This is a genomic window from Pseudomonas tolaasii NCPPB 2192 (assembly GCF_002813445.1).
GTDB lineage: Bacteria > Pseudomonadota > Gammaproteobacteria > Pseudomonadales > Pseudomonadaceae > Aquipseudomonas > Aquipseudomonas tolaasii.
The window spans coordinates 1,203,747-1,220,896 of sequence record NZ_PHHD01000001.1 but is presented as its reverse complement, the minus strand read 5'-3'; the positions used below and the strand labels follow the sequence as shown (position 1 = coordinate 1,220,896).

Annotated in this window: 14 protein-coding genes and 1 pseudogene; 10 read left to right on the top strand and 5 right to left on the bottom strand. The window is 61.3% G+C overall.

Translation table 11 applies throughout. From position 1 onward, the window contains the following. The first annotated feature begins 144 nt into the window (after positions 1 to 144). Together ATI14_RS05745 and ATI14_RS05740 are read left to right on the top strand one after the other, a co-directional pair. A complete protein-coding gene (locus tag ATI14_RS05745) occupies positions 145 to 666 on the top strand; it encodes a disulfide bond formation protein B (protein ID WP_016970525.1) in 522 nt (173 codons plus the stop codon). Between the two features lie 207 nt (positions 667 to 873). Next, positions 874 to 1,332: an Rsd/AlgQ family anti-sigma factor gene (locus ATI14_RS05740; RefSeq protein WP_016970524.1), complete on the top strand. Its 459-nt coding sequence runs from the start codon at positions 874 to 876 to the stop codon at positions 1,330 to 1,332. Between the two features lie 54 nt (positions 1,333 to 1,386). Here ATI14_RS05740 and ATI14_RS05735 read toward each other — a convergent pair whose 3' ends face one another. Continuing rightward, a complete protein-coding gene (locus ATI14_RS05735) occupies positions 1,387 to 2,064 on the bottom strand; it encodes an FKBP-type peptidyl-prolyl cis-trans isomerase (RefSeq protein WP_016970523.1) in 678 nt (225 codons plus the stop codon). A 192-nt stretch (positions 2,065 to 2,256) separates the two neighbouring features. Here ATI14_RS05735 and ATI14_RS05730 point away from each other — a divergent pair, with 192 nt between their 5' ends. Further along, positions 2,257 to 3,435, top strand: coding sequence for an AlgP family protein (locus ATI14_RS05730; RefSeq protein WP_100831475.1), 1,179 nt, complete (start codon positions 2,257 to 2,259; stop codon positions 3,433 to 3,435). Here ATI14_RS05730 and ATI14_RS05725 read toward each other — a convergent pair. Next, the gene (locus ATI14_RS05725; protein ID WP_016973102.1) at positions 3,432 to 3,890 is read right to left on the bottom strand and encodes a TIGR02444 family protein; all 459 of its coding nucleotides are present in this window, start codon (positions 3,888 to 3,890) and stop codon (positions 3,432 to 3,434) included. The two genes, ATI14_RS05730 and ATI14_RS05725, sit on opposite strands and share 4 nt — an antisense overlap. Positions 3,891 to 3,940: 50 nt before the next feature. On the opposite strand from ATI14_RS05725, the gene ATI14_RS05720 reads away from it, so the two are divergent. From ATI14_RS05720 to ATI14_RS05705, 4 genes are all read left to right on the top strand, one after another. Then, positions 3,941 to 5,851 carry an ATP-binding cassette domain-containing protein gene (locus ATI14_RS05720; RefSeq protein WP_016973101.1) on the top strand — a complete coding sequence of 637 codons (1,911 nt, stop codon included), beginning with the start codon at positions 3,941 to 3,943 and terminating at the stop codon, positions 5,849 to 5,851. After that, positions 5,851 to 6,423: a mechanosensitive ion channel family protein gene (locus ATI14_RS05715; protein ID WP_016973100.1), complete on the top strand. Its 573-nt coding sequence runs from the start codon at positions 5,851 to 5,853 to the stop codon at positions 6,421 to 6,423. Before ATI14_RS05720 ends, ATI14_RS05715 begins: the two co-directional genes overlap by 1 nt. A gap of 89 nt (positions 6,424 to 6,512) precedes the next feature. Continuing rightward, positions 6,513 to 7,145, top strand: coding sequence for a LysE family transporter (locus ATI14_RS05710; protein WP_016973099.1), 633 nt, complete (start codon positions 6,513 to 6,515; stop codon positions 7,143 to 7,145). A 139-nt stretch (positions 7,146 to 7,284) separates the two neighbouring features. Beyond that, on the top strand, positions 7,285 to 9,186 hold the full coding sequence (locus ATI14_RS05705) for an FTR1 family protein (RefSeq protein WP_016973098.1): 1,902 nt from the start codon (positions 7,285 to 7,287) through the stop codon (positions 9,184 to 9,186). 122 nt (positions 9,187 to 9,308) lie between these two features. Here ATI14_RS05705 and elbB read toward each other — a convergent pair whose 3' ends face one another. Further along, positions 9,309 to 9,977, bottom strand: coding sequence for an isoprenoid biosynthesis glyoxalase ElbB (gene elbB, locus ATI14_RS05700; protein ID WP_016973097.1), 669 nt, complete (start codon positions 9,975 to 9,977; stop codon positions 9,309 to 9,311). Positions 9,978 to 10,093: 116 nt separating this feature from the next. Between elbB and ATI14_RS05695 the strand changes: the two are divergent. Then, positions 10,094 to 11,329 (top strand): annotated as a pseudogene (locus tag ATI14_RS05695) (sterol desaturase family protein). Here ATI14_RS05695 and ATI14_RS05690 read toward each other — a convergent pair. Continuing rightward, positions 11,310 to 11,945 (bottom strand): DedA family protein, encoded by a 636-nt coding sequence (locus ATI14_RS05690; RefSeq protein ID WP_016973095.1) that lies wholly within the window; start codon positions 11,943 to 11,945, stop codon positions 11,310 to 11,312. The pseudogene ATI14_RS05695 and the gene ATI14_RS05690 sit on opposite strands and share 20 nt — an antisense overlap. 208 nt (positions 11,946 to 12,153) lie before the next feature. Between ATI14_RS05690 and hemB the strand changes: the two genes are divergently transcribed. Next, on the top strand, positions 12,154 to 13,167 hold the full coding sequence (gene hemB, locus ATI14_RS05685; protein WP_080520158.1) for a porphobilinogen synthase: 1,014 nt from the start codon (positions 12,154 to 12,156) through the stop codon (positions 13,165 to 13,167). An 18-nt stretch (positions 13,168 to 13,185) separates the two neighbouring features. After that, positions 13,186 to 15,408: a polyphosphate kinase 1 gene (ppk1, locus tag ATI14_RS05680; RefSeq protein WP_016973093.1), complete on the top strand. Its 2,223-nt coding sequence runs from the start codon at positions 13,186 to 13,188 to the stop codon at positions 15,406 to 15,408. 134 nt (positions 15,409 to 15,542) lie between these two features. Here ppk1 and ppx read toward each other — a convergent pair whose 3' ends face one another. Continuing rightward, positions 15,543 to 17,045: an exopolyphosphatase gene (ppx, locus tag ATI14_RS05675; RefSeq protein ID WP_016973092.1), complete on the bottom strand. Its 1,503-nt coding sequence runs from the start codon at positions 17,043 to 17,045 to the stop codon at positions 15,543 to 15,545. Between the last annotated feature and the right edge of the window lie 105 nt (positions 17,046 to 17,150).

Sequence of the window (17,150 nt, the reverse complement as noted above, 5' to 3'; positions counted from 1 at the left end):
ATTCCTACCTTGAGTTGCTCGAAGTCATCCAGCTTCTGACGGCATATCCCTATACTCTCGAGGAATTGTCCGTGTCAGCGCGTATTGAAAGGGGTCGGGCCTTTCCTCTACCGTAACGGCCTATCTCTTGCGGTACGGATAAAAATGTCTTTGGCCCCTTCACGCTCTCTGTTCTTCCTGGCCTTCATGGCTGGTGCGCTGACGTTGGGCGCGTCTTTTTATCTTGAATATGGCGCGCTGCTCCGCCCTTGTTTTCTGTGCCAAGTGCAACGTGCCTACCTGGCGGCCTTTACTCTGATCAACCTGGTTGCAGCGCTTCATGGCGCGAAGCGCTCCGCTGCCTATTGCTACGGTCTGGCGAGCATGGGGTGTGCGTTACTCGGCGCCGTCACGGCGATACGTCAGGTGCTGCTACAAAATGCCACGCCGGAACAGGCTACGGATTGCTGGCCCAGCCTCCAGTACATGCTTGAAAACCTGTCGTTTTGGCAGGCAATGCAATCGACGGTCAAAGGCACCGTGGATTGCGTTGAAATCAATTGGACGCTGTTCGACCTCAGCCTGCCCGAATGGAGCCTGCTGTTCTTTCTGGGGATGCTGGTATTGGGCATCCTGCAGTTTTCACAGTCGTTGTGGGGCCGCCGTCTCCAGCTTGCGCAACACTAAAAGCCCGTCGCAATTTGTAGGCGGGGATTAAACACTTGTATGAACTTTCTCTCCTGCGTACCTTGAAGCCATAGTCATGCGGGCATAATCTGGCCCGCACGCGTTATTGAAACCGTTTGCCAGATGCGGCCTTGTCCGCCTGCTGCTTTATCCGTGAAGTACCGGCGGGCAGAGGCGGCGGCGCCCCTATAGGGAAGAGAGATCATCATGCTGGAAAGTTGTCAGAATGCTCAGGAACGCTGGGGTGGGGTGCACAAGCTGATCGACAGCTGGTTGAAGGCACGTCACGAACTGGTTCGGGCCTTTGATGCTCTCGGCGCAAAGCCCGAGGCATTGGCTGAGAATCGCGAACCGTTGCAGGACTTCTGCGGTGTATTGGTGGACTACGTGTCCGCCGGTCATTTCGGCGTCTATGAACAACTGACCAAAGAGGCGGAAGCCTTCGATGATCAGCGTGGTCTGGATTTGGCCGAGACGATTTACCCGCGCATCGATGTCATCACCGAAAAGCTATTGGCGTTCACCGATCTGTGTGACGCCGGTAAATGTGTGGCAGCGAAATTCAAGGAATTGGGGGCCCTGCTTCACGAGCGTTTCGAGCTCGAAGACTGCTTGATCGAAGTGCTGCACAACGCCCACAAGGAAGAGTCCGCCACCCAGGCGTGACCTTGACCTGCGAGATAAAAGAACGGTGCGCATGGCGCACCGTTTTTTATTGGGTCAGTGTCGGGTGCCGAGCAATTCAATCTCGAAAACCAACGGTGTATAGGGCGGTATCAACTCACCGGCACCGTCGGCGCCATAAGCCTGGTCTGAGGGGATCACCAAGCGCCATTTCGCACCCACCGACATCTGTTGCAAGGCACTGCTCCAGCCACTGATCACGCTGTCGAGGCGAAACCATTGTGGTTGTGTGCTTTGATCGAAGACGGTTCCATCAGGCAGGCGCCCTACGTACTTCACTTGTACCTCATCGCTCGCCAGCGGCTTGCTGCCAGTGCCAGGCGCCAACTCGGTCAGCAATATTCCATCTGCCAGTTCACGCACACCGCTGGTGGCTTTTTCCCTGTCTAAAAATTGCCGTTCGGCCGCGAGAGCTTTTTCACTTTGCGGGAGCTGCGCATCGGCGGCGCTCTGTGCTTCGTGCTGCGCAAGTATCTGCTCGATACGCGCGTTATCCAGGGCCAATGGCTTGCCTTGATAGGCTTGCTTGAGGCCATCAAGCAGCGCCTGGATCTGCAAGTCAGGGACTTCCTGGCGCAGGCGTTCGCCCAGGCTTGCACCCAGGCTGTAGGCGAGGTCGTGCGGGTCTTGGGCCGCAGTTTTGGGTGGCGCTTGTTCGCCCGCATTGGCCACCGAAATCGCCAGGCCGAGCACAAGAAAAAGGTAACGCGACATGGGCAATCTCCCGCCGAAAGTGCGACGGATTATGCCAGTGTGAGTGCTTAAAAAAAGCCGTGGTTTTTCGTTATATCGATAAGAATTTTCTCACGGTGCAACGCAAGGCAAACGATACTGTCAACATGCCCTAGCGGCGGTAAGAGCAGAGGGCTAGTATGAGCCGCACCCACGTCAGCCAGGAGGTAAACCATGTCGGCCAAACAGAAGCCTGTTAATACCCCGTTGCATTTACTCCAACAACTCTCGGGCAGCTTGCTCGAACATCTGGAAAGCGCTTGCACCCAAGCCTTGGCCGACGCAGAAAAGCTGCTCGCCAAGCTGGAAAAGCAACGCGGTAAAGCGCAAGAAAAGCTGCACAAATCCCGCACCAAACTGCAAGACGCCGCTACTGCCGGCAAGGCCAAGGCACAAGCCAAAGCCAAAGACGCCGTCAAAGAACTTGAGGACCTGCTCGACGCCCTCAAGGATCGCCAAGCTGAAACCCGCACCTACATCTCCCAACTCAAAAAAGATGCTCAAGAAAGCCTGAAACTGGCCCAGGGCGTTGGTCGTGTGAAGGAAGCTGTAGCTAAGGCATTGGGTGCCCGTACACCGGCAAAAGCTGTCGCGTCGAAACCCGCCGCGAAGCCAGTTGCCAAAACCGCTGCTGCGAAACCGGCCGCCAAGCCAACTGCCAAGACCGCTGCTGCAAAACCAGCTGCCAAGCCAGCTGCCAAAACCGCTGCTGCGAAACCAGCGGCCAAGCCAACTGCCAAAACCGCTGCTGCCAAACCGGCCGCCAAGCCAGCCGCTAAAACTGCTGCTGCCAAACCGGCCGCCAAGCCAGCTGCTAAAACTGCTGCTGCAAAACCGGCCGCCAAGCCAGCTGCTAAAACCGCTGCTGCCAAACCAGCCGCCAAGCCAGCTGCTAAAACCGCTGCTGCCAAACCGGCCGCCAAGCCAGTTGCTAAAACCGCTGCTGCCAAACCGGCCGCCAAGCCAGCTGCTAAAACCGCTGCTGCGAAACCAGCCGCCAAGCCAGCGGCCAAACCTGCTGCTGCAAAACCGGCCGCCAAGCCAGCTGCCAAACCTGCTGCTGCAAAACCAGCGGCCAAGCCAGCGGCCAAACCTGCTGCTGCGAAACCAGCCGCCAAGCCAGCGGCCAAACCTGCTGCTGCGAAACCAGCCGCCAAGCCAGCGGCCAAACCTGCTGCTGCAAAGCCAGCCGTCAAGCCAGCCGCCAAACCTGCTGCAGCCAAACCAGCAGCCGCCAAGCCGGCGACGCCAGCAGCTCCCGCGGCACCGGCAGCGTCCACCGCGCCAACCGCATCGGCCAGCAGCACGCCTGCTCCGGTAGCGCCAAGCACCACCCCAACCAGCGCTTCCTAAGTGCCGGTGGCCGCGGCGCGCAGCAACTGCAGCGCGTCGCGGTCGAGGTTGGCGGCTTCGGTCGCCAAGCCTTCAAGCCATTTCTGTTGACCCTGCTGTGTCGGCCATGCCTGCGCCACTGCTTGCAGGCGCGCCAGCAATTGCCGTTCGGCATCCAACTCCAGGGCTTTGACCCGCTCCCGTAACCCCGCCAAAGGCTCATCCTGCTGCGCCATGGCACGCCATTGCACACGCATCTGCCGCAACGGTTCGATCACTTGCGACTGCCAGGGCCCGGCGATGTGCCTGAGAGCCTGCACGCGCTCATCGGTCAGCACTACGCCGCGTTGCTCCAGCCACGCCGCGCACAGCAGCAGGCACACGTCCGCGCCTTGTTCCTGCAAGCGCAGGCAAACGGCTTCGACGCCCGATCGGGCGTAAGTCGAGAGGGCAAAGCTCCACAGGTCAGCGCACATATTCACACCCAAGCCAGCAGTCAACGAAGCTGGTAGACTCCGCCGCCATTATGATCCGACTTCAAAGCCTAACATTACAGCGTGGCCCGCAACGTCTTCTCGAAGACGCCGAGCTGACCCTGCACGCCGGTCACAAAGCCGGCCTGATCGGTGCCAACGGCGCCGGCAAATCCACGTTGTTCGCCTTGTTGCTGGGTGAGTTGACTCCGGATTCCGGGGACTGCCTGCTGCCGGCCGACTGGCGCATCGCCCATATGCGCCAGGAGATCGACACCCTGGAACGCATCGCGATCGACTACGTGCTCGATGGCGACCTGCACTTGCGCCAGGTGCAACACGACCTCGCCGAGGCCGAGAAAGCCCAGGACGGCGCCGCCCAGGCCCGCTTGCACGCGGAACTCGACAGCGCCGACGGCTACACCGCCGACGCCCGCGCGCGCAAAATGCTCGCCGGTCTTGGCTTCACCAACGAACAGATGGACCGCCCGGTCGCCGACTTCTCCGGCGGCTGGCGTATGCGCCTGAACCTGGCGCAGGCGCTGATGTGCCCGTCGGACCTGTTGCTGCTCGATGAACCGACCAACCACCTGGACCTCGATGCAATCCTGTGGCTGGAAGACTTCCTCAAAAGCTACCCCGGTACCTTGCTGCTGATTTCCCACGACCGGGATTTCCTCGACGCGGTGGTCGACAACATCGCCCACGTCGAACAGAAAAAAATCACCCTTTACCGCGGCGGCTACACCGCGTTCGAGCGCGCGCGTGCCGAGCGCCTAGCCCAGCAACAACAGGCCTACGAGAAGCAGCAGGCGCAACGTGCGCACATGGAAAGCTACATCGCCCGCTTCAAGGCCCAGGCCACCAAGGCCCGTCAGGCCCAGAGCCGGATCAAGGCGCTTGAGCGCATGGAAGAGCTGTCGGCGGCCCACGTCGATTCTCCGTTCGACTTCGTGTTCCGCGAATCGGTAAAAATCTCCAGCCCGTTGCTGGACCTTTCGGATGCACGCCTGGGTTATGGCGACAAAACCATCCTGGAGAAGGTCAAGCTGCAGCTCACGCCGGGTGCGCGTATCGGTTTGCTCGGGCCTAACGGCGCGGGCAAGTCGACGCTGATCAAGAACCTCTCGGGCGAGCTTTCGCCGTTGGCCGGGCGGTTGACCCGTGGCGAGAACACGGTCGTGGGCTACTTCGCCCAGCATCAGCTTGACTCTCTGGACTCCAAGGCCAGCCCGTTGCTGCACCTGCAGCGCCTGGCGCCGACCGAGCGCGAGCAGACCCTGCGCGACTTCCTCGGCGGTTTCGACTTCCGTGGCGCGCGTATCGACGAGCCGGTGCTGAATTTCTCCGGCGGCGAAAAAGCCCGTCTGGCCCTGGCCTTGATCGCCTGGGACCGCCCGAACCTGCTGCTGCTCGATGAACCGACCAACCACCTGGACCTGGAAATGCGCCTGGCCCTGACCATGGCGCTGCAGGAGTTCAGCGGTGCGGTATTGGTGGTGTCACACGATCGCCACTTGCTCAAGAGCACCACCGACAACTTCCTGCTGGTGGCCGACGGCAAAGTCGAAGAGTTCGATGGCGACCTCGACGACTACGCGCGCTGGTTGACGGACTATCGCCTGCGTAACGCGCCGGTCAGCAACACGCCGGTCAACCCGGACAAGACCGACAAGAAGGCCCAGCGCCAGGCGGCGGCTGCGCTGCGTCAGCAATTGGCGCCCCACAAGCGTGAAGCCGACAAGCTGGAAGCCGAGCTGGGCAAGGTGCACGAACGCCTGGCCAAAATCGAAGCCAGCCTGGGCGACAGTGCCGTGTACGAAGCCGCCCGCAAGGACGAGCTGCGTGACTTGTTGGCCGAGCAGGCCAAGCTCAAGGTGCGCGAAGGGCAGTTGGAGGAAACCTGGATGGAAGCCCTCGAGCTGCTCGAAACCCTGCAAGCGGAGCTGGAGGCGCTGTCCTGATGGAAGCGCTGCAACTGCCGCTGCCGGCGCAATGGGTGGAGCCGGTGTGGATCGGCATACAGATTCTGCTGATTCTGCTGGCGGGCTATCTGGCCCAGCGCTTCGTCGCCAAGGGCCTCACCCGTCTGGGCGAGCGCTACCCATTCCCGCCGCAACTGCTGATGCCCCTGCGTGGCGGCTTGCGTTGGCTGATCATGGGCAGTGCGCTGATTTTCGTGCTCGGCCGCCTGGGCGTTTCCGCCACGGTGTTGTGGACGGCCTTGTCGGGGTTTGTCGCAGTGGCGGCGGTGGCGTTCTTTGCCATGTGGTCGGTGTTGTCGAACCTGCTGTGCGCGATTTTGATCTTCACTGTCGGGCCGTTTCGCCTCGGCGATATCGTTGAGTTAGTGGACACCGTCGACAAACCGGGTGTGAAAGGGCGGGTGGTCGCGATCAACCTGCTCTACACCACGTTGATCGAAGTGGAAGACGCCGGTACCGGCAGCGCGATGGTGCAGGTGCCCAACAGCCTGTTTTTCCAGCGATCGGTGCGGCGTTGGCCGGGCAACCATGTGTTCCCGGGCGACCGTTAGCATTCACATCTTGTAAAAATCTATAGCCAGCCTTTGGTCAGCGGAGTTAGCTTTAGCCAACAAACGCTAACTCTTTCCCGAGGTGGGTAATGGCACTCGACACATGGCTGGCCTTTTTCGTGGCCAGTTGGATCATCTCCCTTTCCCCTGGCGCCGGCGCCATCGCTTCGATGTCCAGCGGCCTGCAATACGGTTTCCTGCGCGGCTACTGGAATGCCATTGGCCTGCAACTGGGCCTGGCGATGCAGATTGCCGTGGTGGCAGGCGGGCTGGGTGCCATTCTGGCGGCGTCGTCGACCGCGTTTTATGCGATCAAATGGTTTGGCGTGGCGTACCTGGTGTACCTGGCCATCAAGCAATGGCGCGCGCTGCCCATGGATATGAGTGAAGACGCAGCGATTCGCCCGATCGGCAAGCCGATGGCGATGATGTTCCGTGGCTTCCTCGTAAATGCCAGCAACCCCAAGGCGCTGGTGTTCATGCTGGCGGTATTGCCGCAGTTCGTGGACCCGCATGCACCGTTGCTGATTCAGTATCTGATCCTCGGCGCGACGATGATTTGCGTCGATATGATCGTAATGGCCGGTTATACGGGGCTGGCGTCGAAAGTATTGCGCCTGCTGCGCACGCCTAAACAGCAGAAACGCATGAACCGCACGTTTGCCGGGTTGTTTGTCGGCGCGGCGGGCTTCCTGGCCAGCTTGCATCGCGCCACGGCCTGACTGAAAAACGGCATCAAGCCGCTGGGAGAGGGGCCTTTCCTCTCCCGCATTGCTGTGTCGCAATGCCAATAACACCTTGAGTGAAAGTCGTTAACGCTGAACAATAGTGTTACTTCGTATTTTCCCTTGAGATTCATTCATGACTGCCCCCTTCCGTTTTCTCGCCTGGCTGGTCTTGCCGGCGTTGATGTCGTGCAGCTTCAATCTATTGGCCGCGACCGCTGAAGGCGCTCCCCAGGCCCTGCATTTGCTGGACTACATTGGTGCCGACTACCCGCCGACCGTCGAGGCGGGTAACGTCGTTGACGAGTCGGAATACCGTGAGCAGGTGGAGTTTCTTGGTGTTCTGCAGGGGCTGGTCGCGCAGTTGCCGGAGAAACCCGAGCGCGCTGAGCTGGTCAAGGGTGTCGATGAGTTACTGGCGGCGGTCACCGCTCGTCAGGATGGCAGCGCAGTTGCGCGTCAAGCCCGCCAGTTGGGTGCAAAGCTGGCGGTGGCGTATGAAGTCAGCCAGGCCCCAGCGATCACGCCTGACCCTGCCCGCGGCGCGCCGCTTTACGTGCAGCAGTGTTCGGTCTGCCATGGCACCACCGGCGCCGGTGATGGCCCCGCAAGCGTCGGCATGACACCACCGCCCGCCAACCTGCGCGATGCCGCGCGGCTGGACCGCCTGAGCCTCTACGCGATCTACAACACCCTCGGCCTGGGCGTTGAAGGCACCGACATGCCGTCCTTTGCCGACCAGTTGGACGACCGCCAACGCTGGGATTTGGCGACCTACATCGCCGGTTTCACCGCCGACCCGGCTGCCGCCAAGAGCGAGCAACCTTTCAACCTGGCCGACCTGGCGCGCCAAACCCCGAACGAGGTACTGGCTGCCAGCGGCCCTGCCGTCGCCGCCACATTCCGTGCCCAGCGCGCACAGCCGCCACAGGTCAAGCGTGGCCCCGCGCAGTTGCTGAACTACACCGCCACCACGCTGGACAAAAGCCTCGCCGCCTTCCGCAACGGTGACCACGAGCAGGCCTACGACCTGTCGGTGGCCGCCTACCTTGAAGGTTTCGAGCTGGTGGAAAGCTCTCTCGATAACGTCGACGCCAACGTGCGCAAAGACACCGAAAAGGCCCTGATGGCCTATCGGCAGTCGTTGCAGGACGGTTTGCCGATCGAGCAGGTGCAGCAGCGCCTGGATGTCGCCAAGGGCAAGCTCACTGAGTCCGCCGGTTTGCTGGGCAGTGATGGTTTGAGCTGGTCGCTGAGTTATCTCTCCGGGTTGCTGATTCTGCTGCGTGAAGGGCTGGAAGCCATTTTGGTGCTGGCGGCGATCCTTGCATTTCTGCGCAATACCGGCCAGCAGTCGGCGGTGCGCAGCGTCAACGCGGGTTGGGGCCTGGCACTGTTGGCCGGCCTCGGCACGTGGGCGTTGGCGGCCTATGTGATTGACGTCAGCGGCGCCCAGCGTGAACTGCTGGAAGGCTGCACGGCGCTGTTCGCCAGCGTGATGGTGCTGTGGTTGGGCGTGTGGATGCATGACCGCCGCCACGCAGCCGCCTGGCAGGACTACATCAAGAGCAGCCTGGTGGGCGGCGGCGGGCGCTTCGGCTTTGCAATGCTGGCGTTCTTCTCGGTGTACCGCGAACTGTTCGAGGTGATCCTGTTCTACGAAACCCTGTGGCTGCAAGCCGGCCCCGCCGGGCACAACGCCGTGCTGGCCGGTGGCGCCACGGCGCTGGTGCTGCTGGTGGGCCTGGCGTGGGTGATCCTGCGCGGTTCGGCGAAGCTGCCGCTGGCGTTGTTCTTTGGCATCAACGCGGCGCTGCTGTGTGCGTTGTCGGTGGTGTTCGCCGGGCATGGCGTGAAAGCGTTGCAGGAAGCCGGAATTTTCGGCACGCGGCCGGTGGCGTTCTTTGATTTTGACTGGCTGGGTATTCACGCCGATGCGTACTCGCTGGGTGCGCAGGCGGTGGCGATTGTGGCGATCGTGGTGCTGTACGGCCGCAGCCGGCTGGCCGAGAAACGCCGGGTTTCACCATCGACCTGAAGCGAACGCAGTAAAAATGTGGGAGCGGGCTTGCCCGCGATAGCGGTGGATCAGCCAATGTCTATGTGACTGAAACTCCGTCATCGCGGGCAAGCCCGCTCCCACATTTTGATCCAGGTGTGTCAGGTGTCGTTCTCGTGGGTCAGCTCCAGCACGCGGTCCACCAGTTTGTTGATGCCGGACGCCACTTCACTGATGCGCTTGCCGACCATGTAAGCGGGGGTGCTTACCAGTTTGCGCGCCTTGTCCTCGACGATCTCTTCCACCGTGCATTCATGGTGGGTGGCGCCCATCTTGTCCAGGGCGGCCGCTGTGTCGGGGCAGTTACCGATGGTGCAGGTCACGCCGGGGCCGTAGATCTTCGCCGCCAGCGCCGGCGAGATGCAAATCAGCCCCACCGGCTTGCCCGCTTCGGCGAAGGCTTCGGCGAGCTCCAGCACTTGCGGGTTGACGCTGCAACCGGCGCCTTCGGTGGCAAAGTTCGACAGGTTCTTCGCCGCGCCAAACCCGCCGGGCACGATCAGCGCGTCGAACGCGTCGGCATTGGCGTCACGAATGTCTTTGACTTCACCCCGCGCGATACGCGCCGATTCCACCAGCACATTGCGTGATTCGGGCATTTCTTCGCCCGTGAGGTGGTTGATGACGTGCAATTGGGCTATGTCGGGGGCAAAACATTGAACCTGAGCGCCGCGCTGGTCCAGGCGCAGCAAGGTGATCACGCTTTCGTGGATCTCTGCGCCGTCGTACACGCCACAGCCGGAAAGGATCACTGCAATTTTTTTGCTCATGGGCGTTTCTCCTGGGGTCTTGGCGTTAAATGTCTACTAATTTGTCACCTGTTGCCAATGGGATCCACGGCCGCTGCACCTAATCTTGATGTAACAAAAACAAACCGGACTAGCCCATGGACTTCGTGCCTTACGCGGTACCGTTTTTCATCGCCTTGATCGTGGTGGAGTTGCTCGCCGACCGTTGGCGCGGCGCCAGCAACTACCGGGTGGCGGATGCCATCAACAGCCTCAGCACCGGCGTGCTGTCGACCACCACCGGCTTGCTGACCAAAGGCGTGGGGCTGTTGACCTACGCGTTCGCCCTCAAACACCTGGCGCTGATCGAGCTGCCCGCCCAAAGCGTGTGGACCTGGGTGTTCGCCTTTGTGTTCTACGACTTCTGTTACTACTGGCTGCACCGCATGGGCCACGAGCGCAATATCCTGTGGGCCGCCCATTCGGTGCATCACCAGAGCGAGGACTATAACCTCACCACCGCCCTGCGCCAGACCAGTACCGGCTTTCTGCTCAGCTGGATTTTCTACCTGCCCCTGGCCGTGCTCGGCGTGCCGCTGGTGGTGTTTATCAGTGTGGCGTCGCTGAACCTGCTGTATCAATTCTGGGTACACACGCGGCATGTGCCCAAGCTCGGCTGGTTCGAGTGGTTTTTCGTCACGCCGTCCAATCATCGGGCCCACCATGCACAGAACGCTCTCTACATGGATCGCAACTACGGCGGCGTGTTCATTATTTGGGACCGGCTGTTCGGCTCCTTCCAGGAAGAAGACGAAAACGAGCCGGTGATCTTTGGCGTGACCACGCCGTTGGCCAGCTGGAATCCGTTGTGGGCCAACCTGCAGTTTTATGCGCAATTGTGGAATGACGCGCGCCGCACGGAGCACTGGCGGGACAAGCTGCGCATCTGGTTCATGCGCACCGGCTAGCGCCCGGCGGATGTGAAAGCGAAATACCCGATGGCCAAGCCCGACTTGAGCCAATTCCGCAAATTCGAAGTGCCCCTGGACCCGCGGCAACAACTCTACATCGCCCTGCAATTTGCGGCGTACGTGGGGTTTGGCAGTTATTTGATGAATTTCGGTGAAGGGCTGCCCACCGCGGCGCTGGTGGTGGGCTGGGGCGCGATGGCGGTCGGGTTGTTTACCTTGGGCGTGGCTCTGGAGAACCGCCCATGGGCGCTGAAGGCCGAGCTGGTGCGCCTGGGGCTGAATGTGCCGCTGGTGTGGCTCGCGCCGCTGGTCGGGCTGTGGCCGGCCGGCAACCTGGGCTGGCTGGGCCTGGTGAGTTACAGCCTGCTCAGCGTGATCGGCCTCTACTGCTGCAGGGGCCGGCTTACTCGATTGGCGTCTTAGGCGCTTCTGCCGGGGCCGGCTCGGCGGCGAGCCGGGCCTTGGCGTCTTCACAGGCCTGGCGAGCGATGCGCGCATTCTTGAAGCGACGGCGCAACCACAAGCCAAAACCCAGCAGCAGCAACGCGCCCAATACCCATAGCTCGTATTTCTTGATGCTCCCGAGCATGCCTTCCAGCACCGCACCGAAGTGGTAAGCCGCTGCTCCCAGCGCCGCTGCCCAGATCGCCGCGCCAATTCCGTTGAGAATCAGGTAGCGCACCGGCGGATAGCCCGACAGGCCAATCGCCACCGGCATGACCGTGCGCAAGCCATACACGAAGCGAAAGCTCAGCACCCAGATGTCCGGGTGTTTGCGGATATGCTCCAGCGCCTTGTCACCCATCAACTGCCAGCGCGGCTTGCGTGCCAGCAATTTGCGGCCGTGCTTGCGCCCCAGGAAATACCACAACTGGTCGCCGGCGTAGCTGCCACAGAAGGCAACGATGACCACCAGGTTGATATCCATGTAGCCACGGAACGCCAGGAAGCCTGCGAGCACCAGGATGGTCTCGCCTTCGAAGAAGGTGCCGAGGAAGAGGGCAAAGTAGCCGAAGTCATGCAGAAATTGTTGAAGCATGGTCTAGGGTGCTGGCGAAATGAACGCGCAGCCTACGCCTTCGTGAAGATTCATGAAAGTATCGAGATGTGTCATGAAGTGAACAATTCCTACGTAAATGACGAATGCGACTACAGGTCGCATCGGTAAGCACAACTGTCATTCCTTCGTCATAATGGCCGCTTATAACTGCAACGCTCGCCCGTAAACGCGGGCTCAGGAGTCTGTCGTGAGCTTTACCCCTGCCAATCGCCTGTTCCCCGCCACCCGCCTGCGCCGTAACCGTCGTGATGATTTTTCTCGCCGTCTGGTGCGTGAAAACGTGCTGACGACGAATGATCTGATCCTGCCGGTATTTGTGCTCGACGGCGAAAACCGCCGGGAAACCGTGGCCTCGATGCCGGGTGTGGAGCGCTTGACCATTGATCAGTTGCTGATCGAGGCGGCGAATTGGGTGGAGCTGGGGATTCCGGCACTGGCGTTGTTTCCCGTCACGCCGCCTGAACTCAAATCCCTGGATGCCGCCGAGGCCTGGAACCCCGACGGTATCGCCCAGCGCGCCACCCGCGCCCTGCGCGAGCGTTTCCCGGAGCTGGGCGTGATCACCGACGTGGCGCTGGACCCGTTCACCACCCACGGTCAGGATGGCATTCTCGACGAAGAAGGCTATGTTCAGAACGACATCACCGTCGATGCGCTGGTCAAGCAAGCCTTGTCCCACGCGGCTGCAGGGGCCCAGGTGGTTGCCCCGTCGGACATGATGGACGGCCGCATCCAGGCGATTCGTGAAGCCCTGGAGCTGGCCGGCCACGTCAATGTGCGGATCATGGCCTACTCGGCCAAGTACGCGAGCGCCTATTACGGCCCGTTCCGCGATGCGGTGGGCTCGGCGTTGAACCTGGGCAAGGCCAACAAGGCTTCGTACCAGATGGACCCGGCCAACAGCCACGAAGCCCTTCACGAAGTCGCGGCCGACCTGGCCGAAGGTGCCGACATGGTGATGGTCAAGCCCGGGATGCCGTACCTGGACATCCTTTACCGGGTCAAAGAGGAATTCAAGGTGCCGACCTTTGTCTATCAGGTCAGCGGTGAATACGCCATGCACATGGCCGCAATCCAGAATGGATGGTTGAGTGAAGGGGTGATCCTCGAATCCCTGACTGCCTTTAAACGTGCGGGCGCTGATGGCATTCTGACCTACTTCGCCGCCCGCGCTGCCCAATTGCTTAGAGAGCAACAATAGCCCTCACAGGAACACTCGATGAATACCGAAGGACTCTCCGAAGTTGCCGTAAAAGACGCTCACCCGGTGGTGGAACAAGTCACCGAGACCCCGCCGGAGCTTGAGCCCGCGCCGCCTGCCGTGGTGGCCGAGGCGCCTGTGCCGGCCCCGGTGGTGGCGGTGACCAACCTGGATGACAGCAGCCTGTACATCCACCGCGAGCTGTCACAACTGCAATTCAACATTCGCGTGCTGGAGCAGGCGCTGGATGAGTCCTACCCGTTGCTGGAGCGGCTGAAATTCCTGCTGATCTTCTCCAGCAACCTGGACGAGTTCTTCGAGATCCGCGTCGCCGGCCTCAAGAAACAAATCACCTTCGCCCGCGAACAGGCCGGCGCCGATGGCCTGCAGCCGCATCAGGCCCTGGCGCGCATCAGCGAGCTGGTGCACGGCCATGTGGACCGCCAATACGCGATCCTCAACGATATTTTGCTGCCGGAACTGGAAAAACATCAGGTTCGCTTCATCCGTCGCCGTCACTGGACCACCAAGATCAAAACCTGGGTGCGCCGTTACTTCCGTGACGAGATCTCGCCGATCATCACGCCCATTGGCCTGGACCCGACGCACCCGTTCCCGTTGCTGGTGAACAAGAGCCTCAACTTCATCGTTGAGCTGGAAGGCATCGATGCCTTTGGCCGCGACTCGGGCCTGGCGATCATCCCGGCGCCGCGCCTGTTGCCGCGCATCATCAAGGTACCGGAAGAGGTAGGGGGCGCTGGCGACAACTATGTATTCCTGTCGTCGATGATCCACGCCCACGCCGATGACCTGTTCCAGGGCATGAAGGTCAAGGGCTGCTACCAGTTCCGCCTGACCCGTAACGCCGACTTGGCGCTGGACTCCGAAGACGTCGAAGACTTGGCCCGCGCCCTGCGCGGCGAGCTGTTCTCGCGCCGTTACGGCGATGCGGTGCGTCTGGAAGTGGCCGACACCTGCCCCAAACACCTCTCGGATTACTTGCTCAAGCAGTTCAACCTGAGCGAGAGCGAGCTGTACCAGGTCAATGGCCCAGTGAACCTCACGCGCCTGTTCAGCATCACCGGCCTGGACAGCCATCCGGAGTTGCAATACACGCCGTTCACGCCGCAGATCCCGAAGCTGCTGCAAAACAGCGAGAACATTTTCAGCGTGGTGAGCAAGCAGGACATTCTGCTGTTGCACCCGTTCGAGTCGTTCACCCCGGTGGTCGACTTGCTGCGCCAGGCCGCCAAGGACCCGCACGTACTGGCCGTACGCCAGACGCTGTACCGTTCCGGCGCCAACTCGGAAATCGTCGATGCCCTGGTCGACGCCGCGCGTAACGGCAAGGAAGTCACCGCCGTGATCGAGTTGCGTGCGCGGTTTGACGAAGAGTCCAACCTGCAACTGGCCAGCCGCCTGCAAGCGGCGGGGGCGGTGGTGATCTACGGCGTGGTCGGCTTCAAGACCCACGCCAAGATGATGCTGATTCTGCGCCGCGAAGCCGGCGAGATCGTGCGCTACGCCCACTTGGGCACCGGCAACTACCATGCCGGCAACGCCAAGCTCTACACCGACTACAGCCTGCTGACCTCCGACGACGCCTTGTGTGAAGACGTCGGCAAGCTGTTCAGCCAGCTGATCGGCATGGGCAAGACCTTGCGCATGAAGAAGCTGCTGCACGCGCCGTTCACGCTCAAGAAGGGCATGCTCGATATGATTGCCCGCGAGACCCAGTTCGCGCTGGACGGCAAACCGGCGCACATCATCGCCAAGTTCAACTCGCTGACCGATCCGAAGATCATCCGCGCGCTGTACAAGGCCAGCCAGTCCGGCGTGCGTATCGACCTGGTGGTGCGCGGCATGTGCTGCCTGCGTCCAGGCATTGCGGGTGTTTCGCACAACATCCACGTGCGTTCGATCATCGGCCGCTTCCTGGAACACACCCGCGTGTTCTACTTCCTCAACGGCGGTGAAGAGCAGATGTTCCTTTCCAGCGCCGACTGGATGGAGCGCAACCTCGACAAGCGTGTGGAGACCTGCTTCCCGGTGGAAGGCAAGAAGCTGATCATGCGCGTCAAGAAGGAGCTGGAAAGCTACCTGACCGACAACACCCACAGCTGGAGCCTGCAGCCTGACGGGCGCTACGTGCGCAACACACCGACCGGCAACCAGAACCCGCGCAGTGCCCAGGCAACCTTGCTGGAGAAGTTGGGCAGCCCGATTCTGTCGGTGAACTAACAGCCAACACAAACCTAATGTGGGAGCGGGCTTGCCCGCGATGGCGGCAGGTCAGTCAAAGATGCATAGACTGACACTCCGTCATCGCGGGCAAGCCCGCTCCCACATTTTTTTGCAGTGTTCTTGGGACCGCGTTACCGCAGGTTCAGCGTGAACCCCACCCGCGTCAGCCACTCCGCCTCTTGGGCAAAGTCCGCCTGGGTCAGCTGGTTCTCATCCAGCCAGCCTTTGGGGAACACCACATCGAGGCTGTCGCCATTGGCGCGCAGGGTCACCTGGGGCATTTCCTGGGTGCCACGGATGTGGTGGAACAGGATCGCAAAGCGCAGCAGTACGCACAGGCGAATCAGCTTGATGCCTTCGTCGCCGAATTCGGCGAATTTGTCTTTTGGAATGTTACGGCGGTGGCCGCGCACCAGCAGGGCGAGCATCTGTTGATCTTCGCGGGAGAAACCGGCGAGGTCGGAGTGCTCGATCAGGTAGGCGCCGTGCTTGTGGTAATGGTAGTGGGCGATATCCAGGCCCACTTCATGCACCTTGGCGGCCCAGCCCAGCAGCTCGCGCCAGACGCCGTCTTCCAGGTCCCAGTCCTCGGCCACCTGGTCGAAGGCGTGCAAGGCTTTGCGCTCAACACGCACGGCTTGTTCCAGATCAACGTGGTAACGCTCCATCAGCGAGGTGAGCGTACGTTCGCGAACGTCTTCGTGGTGATGGCGGCCCAGCAGGTCATACAGCACGCCTTCGCGCAGGGCGCCGTCGCAGTGGTCCATGCGTTGCAGTTCGAGGGCATCGAAGATGGCTTCGAGAATCGCCAGCCCGGCCGGGAAAATGGCGCGGCGGTCGGGCTTGATGCCGTCAAAGTCGATTTTCTCCGCATCGCCGAGCTTGAACAGCTTGCGCTTGAGCCACGCCAAGCCTTCGGCGTTGACCTCGCCCGTGCCATGGCCGCCGGCCTTGAGGGCCAGGCCGATGGCGCGGATGGTGCCGGACGAGCCGATGGCCTCATCCCAGGTCAGGCGGTGCAGGGCGTGCTCGATGCTCATGATCTCCAGCCGCGCCGCCGTGTAGGCCTGGGCATAGCGTGCCGGGGTGATCTTGCCGTCCTTGAAATAACGCTGGGTAAAACTCACGCAGCCCATCTGCAGGCTTTCGCGCAGCAACGGCTCAAACCGTTGCCCAATGATGAATTCGGTACTGCCGCCGCCGATGTCGGCGACCAGGCGTTTGCCGGGGGTATCGGCCAGCGTGTGGGACACGCCGAGGTAGATCAGGCGCGCTTCTTCACGACCGGAAATGACTTCCACCGGGTGGCCAAGGATCTCCTCGGCACGGCGGATGAATTCGCCACGGTTGCGGGCTTCGCGCAGCGCGTTGGTGCCGACGATTCGTACGGCGCCCAGCGGCATGCCGTTGATCAATTGGGCGAAGCGCTTGAGGCAGTCGAGCCCGCGCTGCATGGATTCTTCGTTGAGTTGGCGCTCGTCGTCGATTCCGGCGGCCAGTTGTACTTTTTCGCCGAGCCGCTCAAGGATGCGGATTTCGCCGTTCTGGGCCTTGGCCACGACCATGTGGAAGCTGTTGGAGCCCAGGTCGATGGCGGCGATCAGGGACAGATTCTTGGCTTGGGATTGCGGCATGGTTTGGGGGTCTCGGTCGATAACCCAGCCATCGTGCCACGATCGACCGCTGACGCCAACGCGTTGTGCCTTAGTAATTTTTCTGAGGCTGTCTGCGCAGAGTTC

Coding starts and splice junctions, on each gene's coding strand:
- ATI14_RS05745 (WP_016970525.1), top strand. CDS start 145: ATGTCTTTGGCCCCTTCACGCTCTCTGTTCTTCCTGGCCTTCATGGCT.
- ATI14_RS05740 (WP_016970524.1), top strand. CDS start 874: ATGCTGGAAAGTTGTCAGAATGCTCAGGAACGCTGGGGTGGGGTGCAC.
- ATI14_RS05735 (WP_016970523.1), bottom strand. CDS start 2,064: ATGTCGCGTTACCTTTTTCTTGTGCTCGGCCTGGCGATTTCGGTGGCC.
- ATI14_RS05730 (WP_100831475.1), top strand. CDS start 2,257: ATGTCGGCCAAACAGAAGCCTGTTAATACCCCGTTGCATTTACTCCAA.
- ATI14_RS05725 (WP_016973102.1), bottom strand. CDS start 3,890: ATGTGCGCTGACCTGTGGAGCTTTGCCCTCTCGACTTACGCCCGATCG.
- ATI14_RS05720 (WP_016973101.1), top strand. CDS start 3,941: ATGATCCGACTTCAAAGCCTAACATTACAGCGTGGCCCGCAACGTCTT.
- ATI14_RS05715 (WP_016973100.1), top strand. CDS start 5,851: ATGGAAGCGCTGCAACTGCCGCTGCCGGCGCAATGGGTGGAGCCGGTG.
- ATI14_RS05710 (WP_016973099.1), top strand. CDS start 6,513: ATGGCACTCGACACATGGCTGGCCTTTTTCGTGGCCAGTTGGATCATC.
- ATI14_RS05705 (WP_016973098.1), top strand. CDS start 7,285: ATGACTGCCCCCTTCCGTTTTCTCGCCTGGCTGGTCTTGCCGGCGTTG.
- elbB (WP_016973097.1), bottom strand. CDS start 9,977: ATGAGCAAAAAAATTGCAGTGATCCTTTCCGGCTGTGGCGTGTACGAC.
- ATI14_RS05690 (WP_016973095.1), bottom strand. CDS start 11,945: ATGCTTCAACAATTTCTGCATGACTTCGGCTACTTTGCCCTCTTCCTC.
- ppk1 (WP_016973093.1), top strand. CDS start 13,186: ATGAATACCGAAGGACTCTCCGAAGTTGCCGTAAAAGACGCTCACCCG.
- ppx (WP_016973092.1), bottom strand. CDS start 17,045: ATGCCGCAATCCCAAGCCAAGAATCTGTCCCTGATCGCCGCCATCGAC.